The sequence below is a fragment of the Anaerobacillus sp. CMMVII genome (genome assembly GCF_025377685.1).
GTDB lineage: Bacteria > Bacillota > Bacilli > Bacillales > Anaerobacillaceae > Anaerobacillus.
This window is the reverse complement of sequence record NZ_JACEHK010000001.1, coordinates 309,044-330,581: the sequence shown is the minus strand read 5'-3', so window position 1 is coordinate 330,581 and position 21,538 is coordinate 309,044. Positions and strand designations below refer to the sequence as shown.

Annotated in this window: 14 protein-coding genes, 1 tRNA gene, 3 rRNA genes, 1 pseudogene and 1 riboswitch; of the genes and pseudogenes, 2 read left to right on the top strand and 17 right to left on the bottom strand. The window is 40.6% G+C overall.

The window, feature by feature from the left end; genetic code table 11:
- Positions 1 to 85 precede the first annotated feature (85 nt).
- The 5 genes from thiH to moaC all read right to left on the bottom strand — a co-directional run bounded on the left by thiH (position 86) and on the right by moaC (position 5,348).
- Positions 86 to 1,192: a 2-iminoacetate synthase ThiH gene (thiH, locus tag H1D32_RS01815; protein WP_261176461.1), complete on the bottom strand. Its 1,107-nt coding sequence runs from the start codon at positions 1,190 to 1,192 to the stop codon at positions 86 to 88.
- A 112-nt stretch (positions 1,193 to 1,304) separates the two neighbouring features.
- Positions 1,305 to 2,078, bottom strand: a complete 774-nt coding sequence (locus H1D32_RS01810; RefSeq protein WP_261176460.1) for a thiazole synthase — start codon at positions 2,076 to 2,078, stop codon at positions 1,305 to 1,307.
- Positions 2,079 to 2,159: 81 nt separating this feature from the next.
- Positions 2,160 to 2,270: riboswitch (TPP riboswitch) on the bottom strand.
- Positions 2,271 to 2,343: 73 nt separating this feature from the next.
- Positions 2,344 to 3,765 (bottom strand): MDR family MFS transporter, encoded by a 1,422-nt coding sequence (locus tag H1D32_RS01805; protein WP_261176459.1) that lies wholly within the window; start codon positions 3,763 to 3,765, stop codon positions 2,344 to 2,346.
- Positions 3,766 to 4,039: 274 nt separating this feature from the next.
- Positions 4,040 to 4,675, bottom strand: coding sequence for a redox-sensing transcriptional repressor Rex (locus H1D32_RS01800; RefSeq protein ID WP_261176458.1), 636 nt, complete (start codon positions 4,673 to 4,675; stop codon positions 4,040 to 4,042).
- A gap of 178 nt (positions 4,676 to 4,853) precedes the next feature.
- A complete protein-coding gene (gene moaC, locus H1D32_RS01795; RefSeq protein ID WP_261176457.1) occupies positions 4,854 to 5,348 on the bottom strand; it encodes a cyclic pyranopterin monophosphate synthase MoaC in 495 nt (164 codons plus the stop codon).
- A gap of 395 nt (positions 5,349 to 5,743) precedes the next feature.
- On the opposite strand from moaC, the gene H1D32_RS01790 reads away from it, so the two are divergent.
- Positions 5,744 to 7,672, top strand: coding sequence for an ABC-F family ATP-binding cassette domain-containing protein (locus tag H1D32_RS01790; protein ID WP_261176456.1), 1,929 nt, complete (start codon positions 5,744 to 5,746; stop codon positions 7,670 to 7,672).
- A 162-nt stretch (positions 7,673 to 7,834) separates the two neighbouring features.
- Here the strand turns inward: H1D32_RS01790 and H1D32_RS01785 are convergent, their stop codons facing one another.
- The 9 genes and pseudogenes from H1D32_RS01785 to H1D32_RS01745 all read right to left on the bottom strand — a co-directional run bounded on the left by H1D32_RS01785 (position 7,835) and on the right by H1D32_RS01745 (position 15,337).
- Positions 7,835 to 8,911: a hypothetical protein gene (locus tag H1D32_RS01785; RefSeq protein WP_261176455.1), complete on the bottom strand. Its 1,077-nt coding sequence runs from the start codon at positions 8,909 to 8,911 to the stop codon at positions 7,835 to 7,837.
- Positions 8,878 to 9,972 carry a hypothetical protein gene (locus H1D32_RS01780; RefSeq protein WP_261176454.1) on the bottom strand — a complete coding sequence of 365 codons (1,095 nt, stop codon included), beginning with the start codon at positions 9,970 to 9,972 and terminating at the stop codon, positions 8,878 to 8,880. The genes H1D32_RS01785 and H1D32_RS01780 overlap by 34 nt, the downstream gene beginning before the upstream one ends.
- 350 nt (positions 9,973 to 10,322) lie before the next feature.
- Positions 10,323 to 11,336, bottom strand: coding sequence for a tRNA (adenosine(37)-N6)-threonylcarbamoyltransferase complex transferase subunit TsaD (gene tsaD, locus H1D32_RS01775; protein WP_261176453.1), 1,014 nt, complete (start codon positions 11,334 to 11,336; stop codon positions 10,323 to 10,325).
- Positions 11,336 to 11,785 (bottom strand): ribosomal protein S18-alanine N-acetyltransferase, encoded by a 450-nt coding sequence (gene rimI / locus H1D32_RS01770; RefSeq protein ID WP_261176452.1) that lies wholly within the window; start codon positions 11,783 to 11,785, stop codon positions 11,336 to 11,338. Before rimI ends, tsaD begins: the two co-directional genes overlap by 1 nt.
- A 17-nt stretch (positions 11,786 to 11,802) precedes the next feature.
- Positions 11,803 to 12,503: pseudogene (gene tsaB / locus H1D32_RS01765) on the bottom strand (tRNA (adenosine(37)-N6)-threonylcarbamoyltransferase complex dimerization subunit type 1 TsaB).
- A complete protein-coding gene (tsaE, locus tag H1D32_RS01760) occupies positions 12,500 to 12,958 on the bottom strand; it encodes a tRNA (adenosine(37)-N6)-threonylcarbamoyltransferase complex ATPase subunit type 1 TsaE (protein ID WP_261176451.1) in 459 nt (152 codons plus the stop codon). Before tsaE ends, tsaB begins: the two are co-directional and overlap by 4 nt.
- Complete coding sequence (thiL, locus tag H1D32_RS01755; protein WP_261176450.1) at positions 12,945 to 13,955, bottom strand: thiamine-phosphate kinase; 1,011 nt, start codon at positions 13,953 to 13,955, stop codon at positions 12,945 to 12,947. Before thiL ends, tsaE begins: the two co-directional genes overlap by 14 nt.
- A 162-nt stretch (positions 13,956 to 14,117) precedes the next feature.
- Positions 14,118 to 14,194, bottom strand: a tRNA-Met gene (locus H1D32_RS01750).
- Positions 14,195 to 14,272: 78 nt separating this feature from the next.
- Positions 14,273 to 15,337, bottom strand: coding sequence for a trans-sulfuration enzyme family protein (locus tag H1D32_RS01745; protein WP_314733343.1), 1,065 nt, complete (start codon positions 15,335 to 15,337; stop codon positions 14,273 to 14,275).
- Between the two features lie 208 nt (positions 15,338 to 15,545).
- Here H1D32_RS01745 and H1D32_RS01740 point away from each other — a divergent pair, with 208 nt between their 5' ends.
- Positions 15,546 to 15,737 carry a hypothetical protein gene (locus H1D32_RS01740; RefSeq protein ID WP_261176449.1) on the top strand — a complete coding sequence of 64 codons (192 nt, stop codon included), beginning with the start codon at positions 15,546 to 15,548 and terminating at the stop codon, positions 15,735 to 15,737.
- Between the two features lie 396 nt (positions 15,738 to 16,133).
- On the opposite strand, the gene rrf is transcribed toward H1D32_RS01740, so the two are convergent.
- From rrf to H1D32_RS01725, 3 genes are all read right to left on the bottom strand, one after another.
- Positions 16,134 to 16,249 (bottom strand): 5S ribosomal RNA (gene rrf, locus H1D32_RS01735).
- 314 nt (positions 16,250 to 16,563) lie between these two features.
- Positions 16,564 to 19,504 (bottom strand): 23S ribosomal RNA (locus H1D32_RS01730).
- Positions 19,505 to 19,879: 375 nt separating this feature from the next.
- Positions 19,880 to 21,431: ribosomal RNA gene (locus H1D32_RS01725) — 16S ribosomal RNA — on the bottom strand.
- Together the 16S, 23S and 5S rRNA genes form the textbook arrangement of a ribosomal RNA operon.
- Positions 21,432 to 21,538: the final 107 nt, after the last annotated feature.

Sequence of the window (21,538 nt, the reverse complement as noted above, 5' to 3'; positions counted from 1 at the left end):
ACGGAGTAATATTCCATACTCCGTTCGTTGCTTATCTTTTCCCTTTTTTATTTAGGTTTAAGCTGTGAACTCTCCTCCACACCTTTTACACTAATAGCTCCCAATCCTTCAACACTGGCTGGTAGCCTTTATCTCGTATCATTTGTTGAACTTCTGCTAATGATCGTTCATCTGAGATTTCAAATTGTGCTGTACCAGTATCACATTGTGAATAGCCACCAACCTCAGTACTAGCACCTGCTGACATCTTCGTGACACCTAAGTATATAAGATTGTCTCTCAATTCTTGAGGTTCCCTTGTCGATAATGTAATTCCTGCTCGCGGTAAAAATAATCTAAATGCTGTAATCGCCTGAACAAGGTGACGATCCTCGACAATAGATCTTGGTTGATAGTCACCAAGATGTGGACGAATTCTTGGTAAGGATAAACTGATTTCTGCATCTAAATATTTTCTTTGCAAGTATCTTGCGTGCATAGCTGCAAAAAAGGCTTCTTTTCTCCAATCATCAAGACCTAAAAGAGCTCCAACATTAATTTGGCGAATGCCTGCTTCACACCCACGCTCAGGGGTATCCATTCGATAACGATAATCACGTTTTGGACCTTTTACGTGAACAGATTTATAGATTTCTTCATTATATACTTCTTGATAAACGGTAAGGCCGTCTACCCCCGCTTCAGCTAACTGTTTATATTCATCAGTATCTAAAGGGTTAATTTCAATAGCTACCGATGGAAAATACTTTTTCAGTACTTTCACAGCCTCAACAATATATGAAACAGGCGTAGATGTTTTGGACTCACCTGTTAACACTAAGATGTGCTTCAAACCTAGGTCTGCTAATGCTTTCGCTTCAACTTCAATTTGTTTCATTGAGAGCTTGCTACGTTGAAATTGGTTCGTCACACTAAAGCTACAGTAAGTACAAAGGTTCACACAATGGTCAGCAATATAAATTGGGTTAAAAAGTAAAATGGTTTTTCCAAAATGCTGAACTGTTAATTCATGAGCTTTTTGAGCAATATCCTCTAATAACCCTTCAGCCGCGGGTGATAACAGCACAAGTAAATCTTCAGGGGTCATTCGTTGCTTTGCCAAAACTCTCTTAACATCTATTTCAGTAAAGCCTTGAAAATAACTCTCAAAAGGCAATTCCTTTAACTTTTCATATTCATAATAAAAACTCACGGTAAAACCCCTCCCTAGTTTTGAGTTATGAGGGTTGAGTTATGAGTTATTTTAGGCTTTGCTTCGAAGCATTCCGGTTCACAACTCTTAACTCTTAACTCAAACCTGCAAATTATATTGATAAAAATCCTGTCAGTGGTGATGACGCTCTTGCTTGTCTAGCTACACTTCCAACTCCTGATAGATAAGCTGTTCGGCCTGCTTGAACTGCTGCTTTGAAGGCTTCTCCCATCGCTACTGGGTCACCAGCCGTTGCGATCGCTGTATTGACTAATACTGCGTCTGCCCCCATCTCCATTGCTTCACAGGCTTGAGATGGTTTACCGATCCCGGCATCAACGATTACTGGCTTTTCGCATTCTTCAATTAAGATTTGTATTAACTCTTTTGTTTTTAGACCACGGTTTGTGCCAATTGGTGCTCCTAGTGGCATAACTGCCGCAGCTCCTACTTCTTCTAACTTCTTTGCTACCATTAGGTCAGGACTCATGTAAGGTAAAACAATAAATCCTTCACTTGCTAAGATTTCCGTTGCTTTAATTGTTTCATAGTTATCTGGCAATAAGTATTTTTGATCTGAGATTACCTCAATTTTTATCCAGTTACCCATGCCCGCAGCGCGAGCAAGTCTTGCAATGCGAACCGCTTCTTCTGCTGTTCTAGCTCCTGAAGTGTTAGGTAAAAGAATCATCTCTTTTGGTATATACTTCATGATGTTTTCTTGGCTTGTTTGAAAATCAACACGGCGCATCGCCACAGTTATTACTTGTGATTTTGAGGAACTAATTACCTCTGGAATGAGCGCATCGTTATTAAATTTACCTGTTCCGATTAATAATCTACTATTTAGCTCTACTCCACCAATATTCAATAAATCTTTTGCCATTTTTTCTCCTCCTAAGGGTTGTTTTTAAACATGAAAAAAGCCACATCATCTAGATGCGGCCTTAAAGACATGTAAAGATCAAACTTACAATCACAGTCTTCCCTCCGCTGGCATGATCCAGATCAGGTTCACGGTCTGTGACGGAATAGTCATCCTCTCAGCCTAGTCCTCTAGGCTCCCGTAGCTGTAAAACATATTATTTTGTTTATCATACCATAGTTTTCAAAACTTTCTATACTAAATCGTTTTGAAATTAATATTTTTCCTACGCCGATAATGTTGTTTTACGTTCTTGTTTTTCAGAAGCTCTGCCTATTAGCAAACCTAGTGGTATCGTTAGAATGGCGATTACCCCTAAAAGCAAAAACCCTTCATTAATCGCTTGTAAACTTGCTTCTTCCATTGTCCCGACATTAGGAAATACTTGCACTTTACGAACCTCATAATAGATTGAGATAAAGACGATCCCTAGAGCTGAACTAATTTGCCTTAAGACGTTGTTCATTGCTGATCCTCTAGAAATAAATTTTTCTGGAATGGCATTCATTCCGGCAGTTGTCGCAGGCATGGTTGAGAAGCCTTGACCAATTCCTCGCAGTGCCATGAGTAAGAAAATCATAGCTAAAGAGGTTTCCATTGTTGTAAATCCTAAAGCAATTGTAGGGACAGCGATCATGACTAGACCACTAGTAACAACAAGTAATGGTCCTTTTCGATCGAGAAGTCGGCCTCCAATGGTCATAAATATGCCGGTGAAAAGCGCCGCTGGTAAAAATACTAGGCCTGTGACTACCGGCCCTAACCCGTACACATGTTGAATTAATAAAGGTATTAGAAAGATTCCTCCGAATAACGCTAATGAGGTTGAAATTGAAATCCAGACACTATATGTGTAAGCCTTGTTTTTAAAAATTGATAAATCTAATAATGGCTGCTCTTGATGGTTTTCAATTTTTACGAAGAGATATAGCGAGACTATTCCAATAATTATTAATGTAAGATTTAGAGGTTGTATTAGATGCTCTATTGCTGAAACTCTCCCTAATGCATATAGGATTGCTCCTACTCCCACTGTTACTGAAGCAAATCCCCATTTATCGAAGGTAATTCCTTGGACTCTGTTTGTATTTTTTAAGTACATTGCACCAATCAAAATTCCTAAAGCCCCTGTTGGTACGTTAACTAAAAAGAGCCACTGCCAACTGCCAGATTCAATAATAAATCCACCAATCGTAGGCCCAATCGTAGGCGCCATCATCGCTGCAACGCCCCAGATACCTGTGGCAAGTCCCCGCTCATGTCTTGGAAATACTTCAAAGATAAGTGCCATTGATAATGGCATCATAATTCCACCAGCGATTCCTTGAATGCCCCGGAAAAATATAAGGGAACTAAGGTCCCAAGAAAACGAGCCTAAAATAGAGCCGATGATAAAGATTACTAAACCGCTCAAATAAAGCTTTTTCTTTCCGAATTTATCTCCTAAGTAGCCGGTTAATGGCATGGTTATTCCCATCGTTACCATGAAGATTGTAATTACCCATCCGGTAGCTACCGCATCAGCTTCAAATACCTTCATCAAATGGGGAACTGCCGGATTTAACATGCTGTTGTTTAAAATAATTGTAAAAGTTCCTAATAATACTGCTATCACTACAAGCCATTTTTCAGGAAACAATTTTCTCATCTGTAGAATCCTTTCGTTTTTCGAAATATATTTTTAATCATACCATGAAAAATGAAATTTTAGTATAGAAGGGTTTAATAATCAAGGATTTTTTTACCAGTCATTTATAAAGAAGAAAAAACCCTAACTATCAGATTTACAATACTGAAGGTAAGAGTAATTGGATTGAACGTCTTTGTTATCTCCGTAGCCAAATTGATTCTATAATAAAAAAGGGTTACCACTGTTTAGACATGTGATAACCCTTTCATTGTATTTCGTGCAGGTACGACTCTTACATTGGATAATGCTTAAGAAAATAAATTAATGACTGAAGTTCAACCGATAGATCAATATGATGAACTCGGATGTTCTTTGGTACTGATAGTCTGGCTGGTGTGAAATTCAAAATTCCTTTTATACCACAAGCAACCAAACGATCTGCTACCTTTTGAGCAACGGATGACGGTACAGTTAATATCGCGACTGAAATAGAAGAGTCTAAAACTTTTTCTAAATCATCTAAATGATAAATAGGAACGCTTCCAAGCTCAGTCCCGACTTTATTTTCATCGACATCAAAAGCTAGTTCAATTCTTGTACTATTATTCTTTGAGAAATTGTAATGCAAAAATGCTGTCCCTAAGTTTCCGACACCGATTAGTGCGACATTCGTAACCTCATCCTGGTCTAATGTTTTTCTAAAAAAGGTTAATAGATAATTTACATTGTATCCATACCCCTTTTTCCCAAGTGCACCAAAGTAGGAGAAATCTCGACGAATCGTTGCTGAATCTACTTTTACGGCTTCACTTAATTCCGAAGACGAAACTCTTTGCTTCCCAGACGCTTGTAAATTTTCTAAAAATCGATAATACAAAGGCAACCGTTTTGCCGTTGCTTGAGGAATTTTCGTTTGATCGATATTCATTTTTCTGCCTCCAACCTGTACCTTCAACTAGATAAAGGGCAAAACAAAATCAATGGTTTAGGTGCTCATCCCCACTAATGCAAATCCTCATTTTCTATGTTTCATTGTTTACCAATTCACAAATCCTTGCTAATAACTCCCGGTTTTTCCCCTTTAGTCGGTACAAATGTTAATTGTTTTAGTCTACACTTTTCTCTCTTTTAAAATCTCCGCTTTTTCCACCTGTTTTTTCAACTAAGTATGTAGGTCCAATAACCATTCCTTTATCAACAGCTTTGCACATATCATAAACCGTTAAAGCAACAGCAGAAGCTGCCGTTAAAGCTTCCATTTCAACTCCTGTACTTCCCTTTGTTTTTACTTTTACGTAAATATTAAGCTTGTGATTGTCGTCTTTTGTAGACCAATCAAAGGTAACATCCACGCCTGTTAATGCTAGTGGATGACACATTGGGATCCAATCAGCCGTTCTTTTCGCAGCCATGACTCCTGCAACCTGAGCTACGCCAAGAACATCCCCTTTGCCCATGGATCCTTCTTTAATTTTTGTATAAATTTCTGCACTTACTTCAACACTAGACTTTGCTAAAGCTGTTCGAACCGTCTCATTCTTTTCAGAGATATCGACCATTTTTGCGCGTCCTTGTTCATTAAAATGAGTAAACGATGACATTTCAAATGTCCCCTTTCAATTCATTACAAATATATTGTACACCATTTTGTCAAATTTGTAATCGTTTCATAAATTGTAACGAAAATGAAATAATTCTCTTTTTTTAAGGGCTCTTTTCAAGAGTAATTCAATTTATAATCCATATTTGGTGTCTAAAGCCTTCAAATGTTAGAAAGGCTTCCCCGATAACTTAATATCTCTTCATTACTAGCTGTCTTAATGTTACTATCTTGAGGAAATAGCACTTACCTAATATTATTATCCATTCAACCGACGTTTGTTTTTTGGGGGATAAAAGTATTATTTGCTTGTCCATATTTGATTACGGTACACTAACGGTATGATTATAATTGTTTGTGCGTTAGATTGCTACTTAATGTTAGGGATGATGATAAATGATACTTTTACAATGCGTTCAATTGACAAAATCGTTTGGTGCTGAACCAATATTATCGAATATAAAATTAGAAGTCCAATCAAAAGATAGAGTGGCGATTGTTGGCCGAAATGGTGCCGGAAAATCGACGCTATTAAAAATTATTGCCGGAAAACTCTCCTATAATTCAGGGGATATTATTATACCTAAGGACGTTACTTTGGGCTACTTAGCCCAAGATACAGGCTTGGAATCTACGAAATCAATTTGGGATGAGATGCTTGCTGTTTTTGAACCACTAATTAAGATGGAAAAAGAGCTTCGAAGCTTAGAAACAAAAATGGCAGATCCCAATTGTATTAATAATGAAAAAGTATATGAAAAGTTATTATCAGATTACGATCTTCTTTCAGAAACCTTCAAAGAAAAAGGTGGTTATAAATACGAAGCAGATATCCGTAGCATCTTATCTGGCCTTCACTTTTCTGATAAAGACTATTCTACAAAAGTATCAACGCTAAGTGGCGGGCAAAAAACCCGACTTGCTTTAGGAAAACTTCTATTGACTCGTCCTGATATTCTCATTTTAGATGAACCGACAAACCACCTAGACATTGAAACACTTTCTTGGTTAGAACAATATCTCCTTCATTATGAAGGTGCAATTTTAATTGTCTCCCATGACCGCTATTTCTTAGATAAAGTGGCTAATGTGGTATATGAAATCTCAAGAACGAAAACGACAAAGTTTTCTGGGAACTATAGCTTTTATCTAGACGAAAAAGCGAAGCGCTACGAAATTGAAATGAAGCAATATGAAAAACAGCAGGGTGAAATAGAAAAACTTCAAACGTTTGTCGAACGCAACATTGCAAGAGCCTCGACAACCAAGCGAGCCCAGAGTCGGCGGAAGCAACTCGAAAGAATGGAACTCTTAGACCGCCCACAAGGCGATGAGAAATCTGCACGCTTTTCATTTGAAATAATGAAGCAAACTGGAAATGATGTCTTAAGAACCGAGCAGCTTGCTGTTGGATATCCAAATTCCAAACCATTATTTGAAGATCTTACTCTAGCGATTAACCGCGCTGAGAGTATTGCCCTCCTAGGGCCAAATGGAATTGGTAAATCAACTCTATTAAAGATTATTACAAAGCAACTTGAACCCGTTGCCGGAAAGATCAAATACGGTAGTAACGTCTTGATAGGCTATTATGATCAGGAACAAGCCAATCTTAATTCTAATAAACAAGTTTTACACGAGCTATGGGACGAATATCCATTAACACCTGAAAAAGAAATTCGTACCATTCTAGGTAACTTCCTTTTTAGTGGTGATGATGTCTTAAAAAATGTCTCTGACTTAAGCGGGGGCGAAAAGGCTCGTGTTGCATTGGCGAAGTTAATGATGCAAAAAGCTAACTTTCTAATCCTAGATGAGCCAACAAACCATCTTGACCTCGATAGTAAAGAAATTCTCGAAAGTGCTTTATTGGACTATCCAGGAACACTACTTTTCGTTTCCCATGACCGCTACTTCGTGAACCGGATGGCAACTCGGGTCGTGGAAATGACGAAAGAAGGTCTGATCGATTATATTGGTGATTATGACTACTATCTGACAAAAAAACAAGAAAACTTAGAACGGAAACAATTAAAAGAAAAAGAATTAGAGAAGGTTCAAGTACAAGAGGAACAACCTAATAAACAAAGTTTTTTACAAGATAAAGAAGCCAAGCGAAAAGAACGTCAACGCCAAAGACGTCTCGAAGAAATTGAACAAGCTATTGAAAAGCTCGAGTTAGAGCTTGCTGGGAAGGAAGCTGCCCTTTGTGATCCTGATGTCTACCAAGACCACACTCGAGTGTCTCAATTAAACAGTGAAATTGAAGCTCACAAACAAGAACTTGATGGCTTAATGGAAGAATGGAGTGAGCTTGAAGAATAGTTTAGAGTTTTGAGTTTAAGTTTAAGTTTTGAGTTTTGAATTTTGAGTTTTGAGTTGTTTTCAAGTAATGCTTCGGAGCTTTACTATCATTAACTCAAAACTCATCCCTCTTAACTCAAAACTATATCTCTACTCATCCCTCATAACTCAAAACTTATAACTTTACACTTCATCTAACGCCCAGTAATAGCTTGTACAAACAATTATAAACATAGAAGTTGCTGCGGCAACGACTCCTGAATCATTTAATAATAGCAGGGCGATGGAAGCAACCACCCCTGTCTGAATTAAAAGCCTCCGAACTCTACTGCGAACAATCTCCTTTTTGCGCCACAAATAGAAGGCAATTAATAAATACGTTGTAACAAAAAGCTGAGTCCAATTACTATATCGGAAGATCTTCCAATTCATCGCTATCTTTCTCTGGATCGTATCGATAATAAACCCAAAGTCTCCTTGGAACATTCTCGAAAAAGCATAGCCAATATGTGATTGTTGTCCATTTAGTTGTGTTACAAACAATAGCACTAAATTCAGAAAAACTAAGACTGCGAAAATGACTAAAAGCTTTCGCCATTCTATCCTTGGAAAAAAACTTCGATAAGCAAAATAGCCGAACATAATTCCTGCAGAAAGAGTAGCCCCAGCATTCGCCCCAAAAAACGTTGAACCTAACAAAAATACCTGTCCAACACTAATAACCACTAACAAAAACCATTTTCTTATCAGCGTCCTCTCGAGTAAAAGAAGCCCCGAAATTAAATAAACTCCAGCGTACTCATTGCCAATCCCATAATACCTAGCTCCGATTATAGGATCATAACCTAAGTAGGATCGTTGCATAAAGAAGTTTCCTAATAACAGATCACTAGTAATGGCTAGAAATAGAGCAGCACTTATAAAAAGAATCGGATTTGGAATAAACCTGAGAACCAGATACCCTGTTAAAAAGCTACAAACAATTAATAGCAGTAAATAAATATTTGGTTGTAGATAATTCAAGCTATATGGGGTTAGTAATAGCCATAACGGAGAACTAATTCCACTGATGAGTAGGATTTTGGCAATACCCTTCCAAGTAGTATTCTTATCTTTATACAAAATAATAACACTTGTGATTACTAATAAGAGGACTAATAATGTGATATAGCTTGATAAGATGACATTTCGTGTTTTAAAAATCAAAAACATTAAATCAATCTTTTTTAGTCCAACTTCAAGCGTGATGTTGTTATCCATTTTTGGTCGTAAAGGACTCCCAAAAAAGGCAGAAGAAGCATCAATCTCAAAAAATCTAAAACTGTTGGTACAATGTCTAAGTTACTTACAACATATTTTTGCCTCGTTGTACCTGAGTACAAATAATATCTGTCATTAAATGCAGATGTTTGCCAATAAAATAAAGGGGCAAGCCTTTCCTTATTTTGATAAGCATCTGTATTCACCATTGGGGATAACAACATCACGTTTTGTGCATAACCGTTAGTAAGTAATTCATTTAAAAATTGCTCTAACCTTACTAAGGTTAATTCGTACTGTTTGGTAAAGTGTGTTTGTGTCATATTGCCTTTTTGCTTATATAACCTGTGTATATCTCCCCACTCAACGACTGTAAAAGCAGGATCTAGAGAAGTTTGAATGGTATTCAAAGTCTCAAAAATATATCCAACATCCATCACAGATCCCCATGGTGACTCTACACTCTTTTTCGTAGCCTCTTGGAGCGAACCCTTTGCTACCCCTTCTTTGTCCATTGTTAACAAAGATCCATAGCGTACCTTTTCAGTTCCTGCGTCACTGTTACCAATGACATAGCTACTAATCCCATGCTCTTTTAAAGTTTGGCCGAGAATTCCTATTTCAGAGCGATAAGAAGTATCTTTATTTTTATCCACAAGCTTATGAAGCAATGGATGAAAAATAATTCCTTCATCAACAACCGTCCCCGTCCATTGTTGATAAAGTTCTTCAACCAACACACCATTCTCTGTTTCTCCCTTAATAAAAGCATTCCAGCCTTCAACCCCTAATCCGCGGGCACCTGAAGCCATCGTAACCATGTTATTTAAATATGAATAAGGCCCATCTGGGCGTATATTTACCGCAGATAATCCTCCAGATTTCCACAACTCTAAAAAGTGTCCATTTTCTTTCAACCATTTTACTTCCTGAAACGAAAAATCAGGTATTAGAATCATGGTAAAACTTTTTTTTTCGACAGCATCTGCCAATACTGTTTTTCCACAAACTATTAACAAAAGTATAAAAGTACTTATAATTATTTTCTTTATTATGTTCATAAACTCCCTCTACCCCATAAAAAGTCACAAATTTTCTGACATATCCACATTATCAACATATTTACCCACAAATAAAACCTTATTTTAAAAGGTTTTGAGAAAGTTATTAACAATATCCACAATTTTATCCCCAAAACTTTTATTAACACACCATTTCCTTATTTCGACACGTTTTTTATGAGTTATCCACACTATCCACAATTGAGTTGTTAATAAGTATATACGTTCCCCTTTTTAGTTTAATGTGTAGAGTGTAGATTTTTTTAAAGTAAGCTTCGCAGATTCTACGTCACAACTTTAAACTTTACACTAAAAAAGACCGCCCCTCTTCATTAGGACAGTCTTTCCAATTATTCTTTTTCTAAGTCTAACCCTGGGTTACCGTTTAGGTCAAAGGTAGCAAATTGTTGTTTTTCTAGTTTTACAAAAGCAGCGGCACCAATCATAGCGGCATTGTCTGTGCATAAGTTAAGTGGGGGAATTACTAGTTCAATCCCCAGTCGTTCAAATTGTTCGGTAAGTTTATTTCTTAAGCCTTTATTGGCTGCGACTCCACCTGCTAGAAGAAATTGCTTTACATTATATTCTTGAGCAGCGCGCTTCGACTTTTCCACAAGAACCTCAATGACACTTTCTTGGAAGCTTGCCGCTAAGTCTTCATTGGATATTTCAAGTCCTTTTTGGTTCGCGTTATGTAAAGTATTGATCACCGCTGACTTTAATCCACTAAATGAAAAGTCATAAGAATCCGCTTCTAACCATGCTCTTGGAAGATCAATCGTCGGATTTCCACTAGCAGCTAGACGATCAATATGTGGTCCACCAGGGTAAGGAAGCTTTAGCGTCCTCGCCACTTTATCGTATGCTTCCCCTACTGCATCGTCTCTTGTTTCTCCAATGACTTCAAAGCTACCTTGCTCTTCCATATAAACAAGCTCAGTATGTCCACCAGAGACGACAAGAGTCATTAATGGAAACTTAAGTTCAGTGATTAATTGGTTTGCATAAATATGTCCTGCTATGTGGTGCACACCGATTAGCGGTAAATCATGAGCAAGTGCTATCGCTTTGGCAGCATTTACACCTATTAACAGCGCACCAACAAGTCCTGGACCTGCTGTCACTGCTACAGCTGATAGATCACCAAAGCTTATATTTGCTTCTTGCATTGCTTGATCGATAATAATCGTGATTTGTTCCACATGATGTCTTGATGCAATTTCTGGGACAACTCCACCAAAGCGCATATGACTCTCGATTTGCGAGGCAACAACATTTGATAAAATCTCTCTACCATTTTTAATAACAGCTGCTGCTGTTTCATCGCAACTAGTTTCTATTGCTAAAATAAGTTTATTTTCCATTACAAACCCACCCACATGACAAGAGCATTCTCTTGGTTATCTGTATAATAATTCTTCCTTATCCCACCTGGTTGAAATCCTAATTTACTATAAAGTCTTTGGGCAATATGATTAGAGACGCGAACTTCTAACGTCATTTTTGTCGCCCCTAAAGTTCGAGCAAGCTCAATACCATGAACCAACAGCTGTTCTCCTAGCTTTTGACCTCGATATAGCGGATGAATCGCAATATTGGTAATGTGAGCTTCATCAACAATTACCCATACTCCACAATACCCAATAATTTTTCCGTTATCTTCAACAACTAGGTAATGAGCAAACTTATTATTTCTTATTTCATTTACAAAGGCTGTTCGGCTCCAAGGTGTCGCAAAAGAATTATTTTCAACAATTAATACATCATCTATATCTGCTTCTACCATATATCGAATACTATAATTTCCTTCCATACAAGCAACTACCTTATCTAAGCCTTATTTTTTTGATTAGCTAACCAATTCGTCTCGGCCTCTGCTAAACGAATGTAATTAGGCGTGAACTCATGAATATTTTGGATAGGATCCATATTCATACCTAACCTCGCTAGTTCACTTGGTCTAGGATTATGATCACTAATCGCACCAAACATCACTTTTTTACCTAGACGCTCTTCAATCATTTCTTTATGCAGTGAAATGTCGTTACCTAAAAAGAGGACATTCTCATAGTTACTATGTAAATAGTCTGCCCAATCCTTTAAAAGACAAATTTGATCTTCCACTAGTGTTGTAAAGACACCATTTTTAGTCCCATAAAGTCCAGTATAGACTTGCCCTCTTCTAGCATCAAAGATTGGCGAAACGACTCCATGAAAAAATCGACCATTTTGCGCTAAAACTTCTAAACTTGAGAGCCCAACAAGCGGGATACCTAACGTCCATGCTAACGTTTTTGCAGTAGTCACGCCGATTCTAACCCCTGTATAGGAACCTGGACCATGAGCTACAACAATTCGTTGTAATTCTTTTGGGTGAACTCCCGCATCCTTCAATAATTCATCGATTGCCGGCATCAACCGAAGGGAATGGTTTTTTTCAGATTTGTAATAACCTCACCTAAAACCTGATTTTCATCTACTAATGCAATTCCCATAACAAAAGTAGATGTATCGATTGCTAGAGTTTTCATAGGTTTAGTAACTCCTTACATAATAAAATGTACCGTTCACCTTTTGGTCTAAATACAATTTCCCTGTTATCTTCTCCTGCATGGGAAATTTCTATGGAAAGAAGTTCTTGTGGCAATTGCTCTTTAATTAAACTAGCCCACTCTACGACTGTTACCCCATACCCGTAAAAATATTCGTCAAAGCCCAAATCCTCATCAGCCTCACAGACTCTATAAACATCCATATGGTAAAGCGGCAGTCTTCCTTTATATTCTTTAATTATGGTAAAGGTCGGGCTATTTACAGTTCTTTTAACATTTAATCCTTTTGCTAATCCTTTTGTGAAGTGAGTCTTTCCTGCTCCAAGATCTCCTTCTAATGTAATAACTGCGCCAGCATTAAGAAGTAACCCAAGTCTTTCTGCTATACCCATGGTCTCTTCAGGAGACGTTGTATGTACTTTAAAGTTTTCCATTTTCTTCACCTTTATCAAAATGATTAAAGCCCCTTTTCGGTAGCTTTTCTTTTTTATTGTTATGAGTTAGATATACTTCTCCAGAACCAACTGTCACATCTCCAATGACGCTAAGCTTTATCCCTTTTTGATCAAACGTTTGATTAATTTTATCAAAGGTAGACTTAGACATTGTGCCCACTAGAAAATAATCTTCGCCCCCAAATAGACTCCATCTCTTTTGATCAAGTAATGGGTAATTTTTTATATACTTACTCCTAGGGATTTTTTCAAAATCTAGGTGCAAATCAACCATACTTGCTTCAGCAATTTCATTGGTTTCACTTGCTAGACCGTCGCTGATATCATTTAATGCGATATTTTCACGACTTTCCGCTAAAATTCTCCCTGCCTCTACTTGAGGTTCAGGCAATTGATGCTGCTTCAGGAGCATTTTTTCATGAGTAGAGTAAGTGTAACTTAGTCCATTCTTTAATAAAAGCTCTAGCCCTGCAGCCGAAGCCCCTAGTTCTCCTACAACAAAAACCAAATCCCCTGGCTTAGCATTGCTTCGGAAAAGGTTCGTTCCTTCCTCGACTTTTCCACAAACAGTAACAGTTATGATTAGGCCTTGTTTGGAGGAAACTGTGTCACCGCCAATCAAGTCCATTGAATATTGTTCACCTATCTGCGACATCCCTTCATAAATCTCTTTAAGATCATGCTCAGTCCAATCCTTTGGAACAGCAATAGAAACAAGATAGTATGTCGGTATTCCACCCATGGCAGCGATATCACTTACATTTACTGCGAGAGCCTTAAAGCCTATCATAAATGGTGTCATCGTTTGTCTTGTAAAATGAACTCCTTCTACCATTGTATCCATACAGATCAGTTCATCAAACATAGAGCTACTCTTAAAAACTGCGGAATCGTCACCTATTCCTTTTATTAGAGCCTTTTGATTGGTTTTTATAGGTTTTATCTTATCTATAAAATCAAATTCATCACGTAACATGCTAAACCGCACCTAACATTTAAGTTTATGTATAAAAAAACCTTAGGATATATTCCTAAGGTAATCATATAGTAGTTTATCTTATTTTTGCGAAAAAACCTAGTATTGTACTGTAGAAATAATAAAAGCGCTAGGAAAGATCCTGCGCGAAGGTTTATGTATTGGTTGCGGGGGCAGGATTTGAACCTACGACCTTCGGGTTATGAGCCCGACGAGCTACCAGACTGCTCCACCCCGCGATAATACCAACTGCGTTTATTTGCAGCTGGTTAATATATAATTATAATAACACATCTTAAAAAGGAATGCAAATTTCCTTATAACTTTGCTGTTTTTATCGCCTTATCAAAAGCATCTATGATGTCTTCAGCATCCTCAATACCTAAGGAAATTCTCACTAAACCTCGTGTAATTCCCAATTTGCTTCGAATAGCTTCTGGTACCGTACGATGAGACGTTCTTAAAGGATAAGTAACGGTTGATTCGACTCCAGCAAGAGTTGGTACAATGCGAATCCACTGTAATGATTTAAAGAAAACATCAATGTCATAATTTTCGCCTAGGTCAACAGAAACAATTGCACCATTGCCATTTTCTGAAACTGACTCTGGATAGTATACTCTTTTAATTGCTGTATTTTGACGTAAAAAATCAGCAAGTGCTTGAGCATTTTTCACTTGTCTTTCCATTCGTACTGCTAATGTTTTTAAACCACGACAAGCCAACCATGCTTCAAACGGACTTAAGTTACAACCTAGATTTACTACTTTCGTTTTAGCCTTTGAAATTAAGGTTTCATTTCCTACTAGTACTCCAGCAGTTACATCACTGTGACCACCAATGTATTTTGTAGCGCTATGAATAACTAAATCGGCACCTAATTCAAAAGGTTTAATTAAGTAAGGAGTCGCAAAGGTATTATCAATCATTGTAGTTAGCTTATGCTTTTTAGCCAACGATATTAACGAAGCCAAGTTCTCAACCCTTAATAAAGGGTTTGTTATTGACTCAGAATATAGAAGCTTCGTGTTAACCCTAATAGTATTCTCGATTTCATCTAAATTATTCATCGAAACAAAAGAAACTTCAATACCAAACTCTTTTAACTCATGCGCAAAAAGTTGATATGTACCGCCGTAAATATCTTCAGAGGCAATAATGTGATCACCATGACTTACTACAGCTAAAACTCCGGCCAAAATAGCAGACATCCCTGAAGAAGTAGCGACCCCTTTTGGCGCACCTTCTAATTCCGCAACACCTTGCCCTAAATCGTCTGTATTAGGGTTACTAAATCTCGTATATAAATACTCTTTATTTCCTCTATAAAAATCTTCCATATCATCTAAATCTTTAAATGAGAAAGCAGATGTTTGATAAATAGGCTGTGACTTACTAACATTCTTTTCCTCAGCTTTTTTTGAAAATGCACTGTTTTTGTACTAAATTTAAACGTCATTTTAAATGCCTCCAATAGTCAATAACCACTATATTCTACCCAAGATTACATAAAAATTTTACCACTGTTTAATTATTAAAAAAAGGATAGGGGATAACTAAAAAGAAATAATTATTGGGAGGTTTTCTGACATGAGTGCCAAAGAGAAAAACGACTTTTTAGAAAAAGAAGAAGTAACGATTAGAAGCGACATTGACTCCAAAGACATATTTCACTCCACACCTTATTACGCTGGTGATTCAGTCGACCAACATAAACAATTAGAAGAAGTAAATGAGATGTTTAGTGAAAAGGAAATTAAACAAAGTAACGAAAACTCGTGAAACACTCCTTTAGGCCTTAAGTGAGTAAACAAAATACTAACTCAGTTTACATCGTAAGCTAACTTCTTTGATTAACTACATGCAGCATTGCGACGAGGATACGACGCTAGGAGTACCGCAGAAGCACACATAAAAATTACCCTAACTAAAACTAAAATCTCATTTCATTTGTACACAAAAAAAACACATCCGCAATTGGATGTGTTTTTTCACCTAGCAACGAAGCAACTTACCTCGTTCACATCATGAGTTACTTCCTTGGTTAAACTACATGCAGCTTTGCGACGAGGATACGTCGCTATGAGTACCGCAGAAGCACACATAAAAATTACCCTAACTAAAATCTCATTTCATTTGTACACAAAAAAACACATCCATAATTGGATGTGTTTTTTCACCTAGCAACGTCCTACTCTCACAGGGGGAAACCCCCAACTACCATCGGCGCTGAAGAGCTTAACGGTCGTGTTCGGCATGGGAACGAGTGTGACCTCTTCGCTATCGCTACTAGATTATATGAAGAAAGTTCATTCCTTCAAAAAAGCTACTGACCTCAATCACATCGTGAGATGCTTCTTTGAGTTTACATCATGCTGCTTTGCGTCGAGGAAGCTTACTTCGAAGCTACACTGGTAGACACAGACGCACGAACTCAATTCAAGATCAAGCTACTTAATTTTTCAAGAAATTTTCATTCCCTGAAAACTAGATAACACACATTTAAGACTTGAGTAAAATTCAATCCGTTTATTTAGAATTTGGTATTTACTGCTTCGAGCTACTCACGCAACTCAAAACTCTACACTCATCACTCTAAACTTATTTATAGGATAAGTCCTCGACCGATTAGTATCTCTCAGCTCCACACGTCACCGTGCTTCCACCCGAGACCTATCAACCTCATCATCTTTAAGGGGTCTTACTGGATTAACTCCAAGGGAAATCTCATCTCGAGGGGGGCTTCATGCTTAGATGCTTTCAGCACTTATCCCTTCCACACGTAGCTACCCAGCTATGCTCCTGGCGGAACAACTGGTACACCAGCGGTGTGTCCATCCCGGTCCTCTCGTACTAAGGACAGCTCCTCTCAAATTTCCTACGCCCGCGACGGATAGGGACCGAACTGTCTCACGACGTTCTGAACCCAGCTCGCGTACCGCTTTAATGGGCGAACAGCCCAACCCTTGGGACCTACTTCAGCCCCAGGATGCGATGAGCCGACATCGAGGTGCCAAACCTCCCCGTCGATGTGGACTCTTGGGGGAGATAAGCCTGTTATCCCCAGGGTAGCTTTTATCCGTTGAGCGATGGCCCTTCCATGCGGAACCACCGGATCACTAAGCCCGACTTTCGTCCCTGCTCGACTTGTAGGTCTCGCAGTCAAGCTCCCTTTTGCCTTTGCACTCTACGAATGATTTCCAACCATTCTGAGGGAACCTTTGGGCGCCTCCGTTACTGTTTAGGAGGCGACCGCCCCAGTCAAACTGCCCACCTGACACTGTCCCCGAACCGGATCACGGTCCTAGGTTAGAATTTCAATACAATCAGGGTAGTATCCCACCGACGCCTCCACCGAAGCTGGCGCTCCGGGTTCTCAGGCTCCTACCTATCCTGTACAAATTGTACCAAAATCCAATATCAAGCTACAGTAAAGCTCCATGGGGTCTTTCCGTCCTGTCGCGGGTAACCTGCATCTTCACAGGTAATATAATTTCACCGGGTCTCTCGTTGAGACAGTATCCAAATCGTTACACCATTCGTGCGGGTCGGAACTTACCCGACAAGGAATTTCGCTACCTTAGGACCGTTATAGTTACGGCCGCCGTTTACTGGGGCTTCAATTCAGAGCTTCTCCTTACGGATAACCCCTCCTCTTAACCTTCCAGCACCGGGCAGGTGTCAGCCCCTATACTTCGCCTTGCGGCTTCGCAGAGACCTGTGTTTTTGCTAAACAGTCGCTTGGATCTATTCACTGCGGCTCTCTCGGGCTTTAACACCCTATCAGAGCACCCCTTCTCCCGAAGTTACGGGGTCATTTTGCCGAGTTCCTTAACGAGAGTTCTCCCGAGCGTCTTAGAATTCTCTTCTCGCCTACCTGTGTCGGTTTGCGGTACGGGCACCTCTCACCTCGCTAGAGGCTTTTCTTGGCAGTGTAGGATCAGGAACTTCGCTACTTAAATTTCGCTCGCCATCACAGCTCAGCCTTCGCGAGAAGCGGATTTGCCTACTTCTCAGCCTAACTGCTTGGACGCACATATCCATCAGTGCGCTTACCCTACCTTTCTGCGTCCCCCCATTGCTCAAACGGTGAGGAGGTGGTACAGGAATTTCAACCTGTTGTCCATCGCCTACGCTTTTCAGCCTCGGCTTAGGTCCCGACTTACCCTGAGCGGACGAGCCTTCCTCAGGAAACCTTGGGCTTTCGACGGAGGGGATTCTCACCCCTCTTTTCGCTACTCATACCGGCATTCTCACTTCTAAGCGCTCCACCAGTCCTTCCGGTCTGACTTCGCTGCACTTAGAACGCTCCCCTACCACTGCGCACCAGGTACGCAATCCATAGCTTCGGTGATACGTTTAGCCCCGGTACATTTTCGGCGCAGAGTCACTCGACCAGTGAGCTATTACGCACTCTTTAAATGGTGGCTGCTTCTAAGCCAACATCCTGGTTGTCTGGGCAACTCCACATCCTTCTCCACTTAACGTATACTTTGGGACCTTAGCTGATGGTCTGGGCTGTTTCCCTCTTGACTACGGATCTTAGCACTCGCAGTCTGACTCCCGAGGATAAGTATTTGGCATTCGGAGTTTGACTGAATTCGGTAATCCTGTGGGGACCCCTAGTCCAATCAGTGCTCTACCTCCAATACTCTTCCCTCGAGGCTAGCCCTAAAGCTATTTCGGGGAGAACCAGCTATCTCCGAGTTCGATTGGCATTTCACCCCTACCCACACCTCATCCCCGCACTTTTCAACGTGCGTGGGTTCGGGCCTCCATTCAGTGTTACCTGAACTTCACCCTGGACATGGGTAGATCACACGGTTTCGGGTCTACGACCACGTACTCATTCGCCCTATTCAGACTCGCTTTCGCTGCGGCTCCGCCTCTTCAGCTTAACCTTGCACGTAATCGTAACTCGCCGGTTCATTCTACAAAAGGCACGCTGTCACCCGTAAATGGGCTCCAACTACTTGTAGGCACACGGTTTCAGGATCTCTTTCACTCCCCTCCCGGGGTGCTTTTCACCTTTCCCTCACGGTACTGGTTCACTATCGGTCACTAGGAAGTATTTAGCCTTGGGAGATGGTCCTCCCGGATTCCGACGGGGTTTCACGTGTCCCGCCGTACTCAGGATACACTCTGGAGGAAACGAAGTTTCGATTACAGGGCTGTTACCTTGTTTCGCGGACCTTTCCAGATCGCTTCGTCTACTTCGTTTCTTTGTAACTCCGTGTAGAGTGTCCTACAACCCCAAGGGGCAAGCCCCTTGGTTTGGGCTGTTTCCGTTTCGCTCGCCGCTACTCAGGAAATCGATAATTTCTTTCTCTTCCTCTGGGTACTTAGATGTTTCAGTTCCCCAGGTCTGCCTCCTCATAGCCTATGTATTCAGCTATGGGTACCATCCCATTACGGATGGTGGGTTCCCCCATTCGGAAATCCCCGGATCAAAGCTTACTTACAGCTCCCCGAGGCATATCGTTGTTCGTCACGTCCTTCTTCGGCTCCTAGTGCCAAGGCATCCACCGTGCGCCCTTTCTAACTTAACCTAAATTTTTCTTCAATCAGCTTACGCTTCTTTCGAAAAATTACCTAGTTATAAGGATTTTACGTCGAATTGAATTCTTGACTACTCAAGTTTACTCATAAAGTTTTTACAAACTTTCCGGTAAAACTTAAATGTGTTAGTTGTTATCTAGTTTTCAAGGAACAAAGCCACTGACCTCAATTACATCGTGAGATGCTTCATTGATTAGCTTCATGCAGCTTTGCGACGAGGATACGACGCAAGGAGTACCGCAGGAGCACAATAATGAATATTGAGCAGTTAACTATTTAATTGAGAGATCATTCTCTCAAAACTGAAACACAGCGTCAGCGTACTTTTCCTAAGAAAAGCATCGACTAGAGTTTTAACTCCATAGAAAGGAGGTGATCCAGCCGCACCTTCCGATACGGCTACCTTGTTACGACTTCACCCCAATCATCTGTCCCACCTTAGGCGGCTGGCTCCATAAAGGTTACCCCACCGACTTCGGGTGTTACAAACTCTCGTGGTGTGACGGGCGGTGTGTACAAGGCCCGGGAACGTATTCACCGCGGCATGCTGATCCGCGATTACTAGCAATTCCGGCTTCATGTAGGCGAGTTGCAGCCTACAATCCGAACTGAGAATGGCTTTATGGGATTGGCTCAACCTCGCGGTTTTGCTGCCCTTTGTACCATCCATTGTAGCACGTGTGTAGCCCAGGTCATAAGGGGCATGATGATTTGACGTCATCCCCACCTTCCTCCGGTTTGTCACCGGCAGTCACCTTAGAGTGCCCAACTAAATGCTGGCAACTAAGATCAAGGGTTGCGCTCGTTGCGGGACTTAACCCAACATCTCACGACACGAGCTGACGACAACCATGCACCACCTGTCACTTTGTCCCCCGAAGGGGAAAGCCCTATCTCTAGGGTTGTCAAAGGATGTCAAGACCTGGTAAGGTTCTTCGCGTTGCTTCGAATTAAACCACATGCTCCACTGCTTGTGCGGGCCCCCGTCAATTCCTTTGAGTTTCAACCTTGCGGTCGTACTCCCCAGGCGGAGTGCTTAATGTGTTAACTTCGGCACTAAGGGCATCGAAACCCCTAACACCTAGCACTCATCGTTTACGGCGTGGACTACCAGGGTATCTAATCCTGTTTGCTCCCCACGCTTTCGCGCCTCAGCGTCAGTTACAGACCAGAGAGTCGCCTTCGCCACTGGTGTTCCTCCATATATCTACGCATTTCACCGCTACACATGGAATTCCACTCTCCTCTTCTGCACTCAAGTTTCCCAGTTTCCAATGACCCTCCACGGTTGAGCCGTGGGCTTTCACATCAGACTTAAGAGACCGCCTGCGCGCGCTTTACGCCCAATAATTCCGGACAACGCTTGCCACCTACGTATTACCGCGGCTGCTGGCACGTAGTTAGCCGTGGCTTTCTGGTTAGGTACCGTCAAGGTACCGCCCTATTTGAACGGTACTTGTTCTTCCCTAACAACAGAACTTTACGACCCGAAGGCCTTCATCGTTCACGCGGCGTTGCTCCGTCAGACTTTCGTCCATTGCGGAAGATTCCCTACTGCTGCCTCCCGTAGGAGTCTGGGCCGTGTCTCAGTCCCAGTGTGGCCGATCACCCTCTCAGGTCGGCTACGCATCGTCGCCTTGGTAAGCCATTACCTTACCAACTAGCTAATGCGCCGCGGGCCCATCCTGTAGTGTTAGGTAAACCCAACTTTTACTTTCGAGCCATGTGACTCAAAAGATTATCCGGTATTAGCTTCGGTTTCCCGAAGTTATCCCAGTCTACAGGGCAGGTTGCCCACGTGTTACTCACCCGTCCGCCGCTAACAATTGAGAGCAAGCTCTCAATTGTCCGCTCGACTTGCATGTATTAGGCACGCCGCCAGCGTTCGTCCTGAGCCAGGATCAAACTCTCCATAAAAGTGTTTGATATAGCTCAAAAAATTTTGTTACATTGACGAGATATTTACTATCTCTTTAATTCGCTTGGCTGTGTGTTCAGTTTTCAAAGAACGATTACTGTCGTTT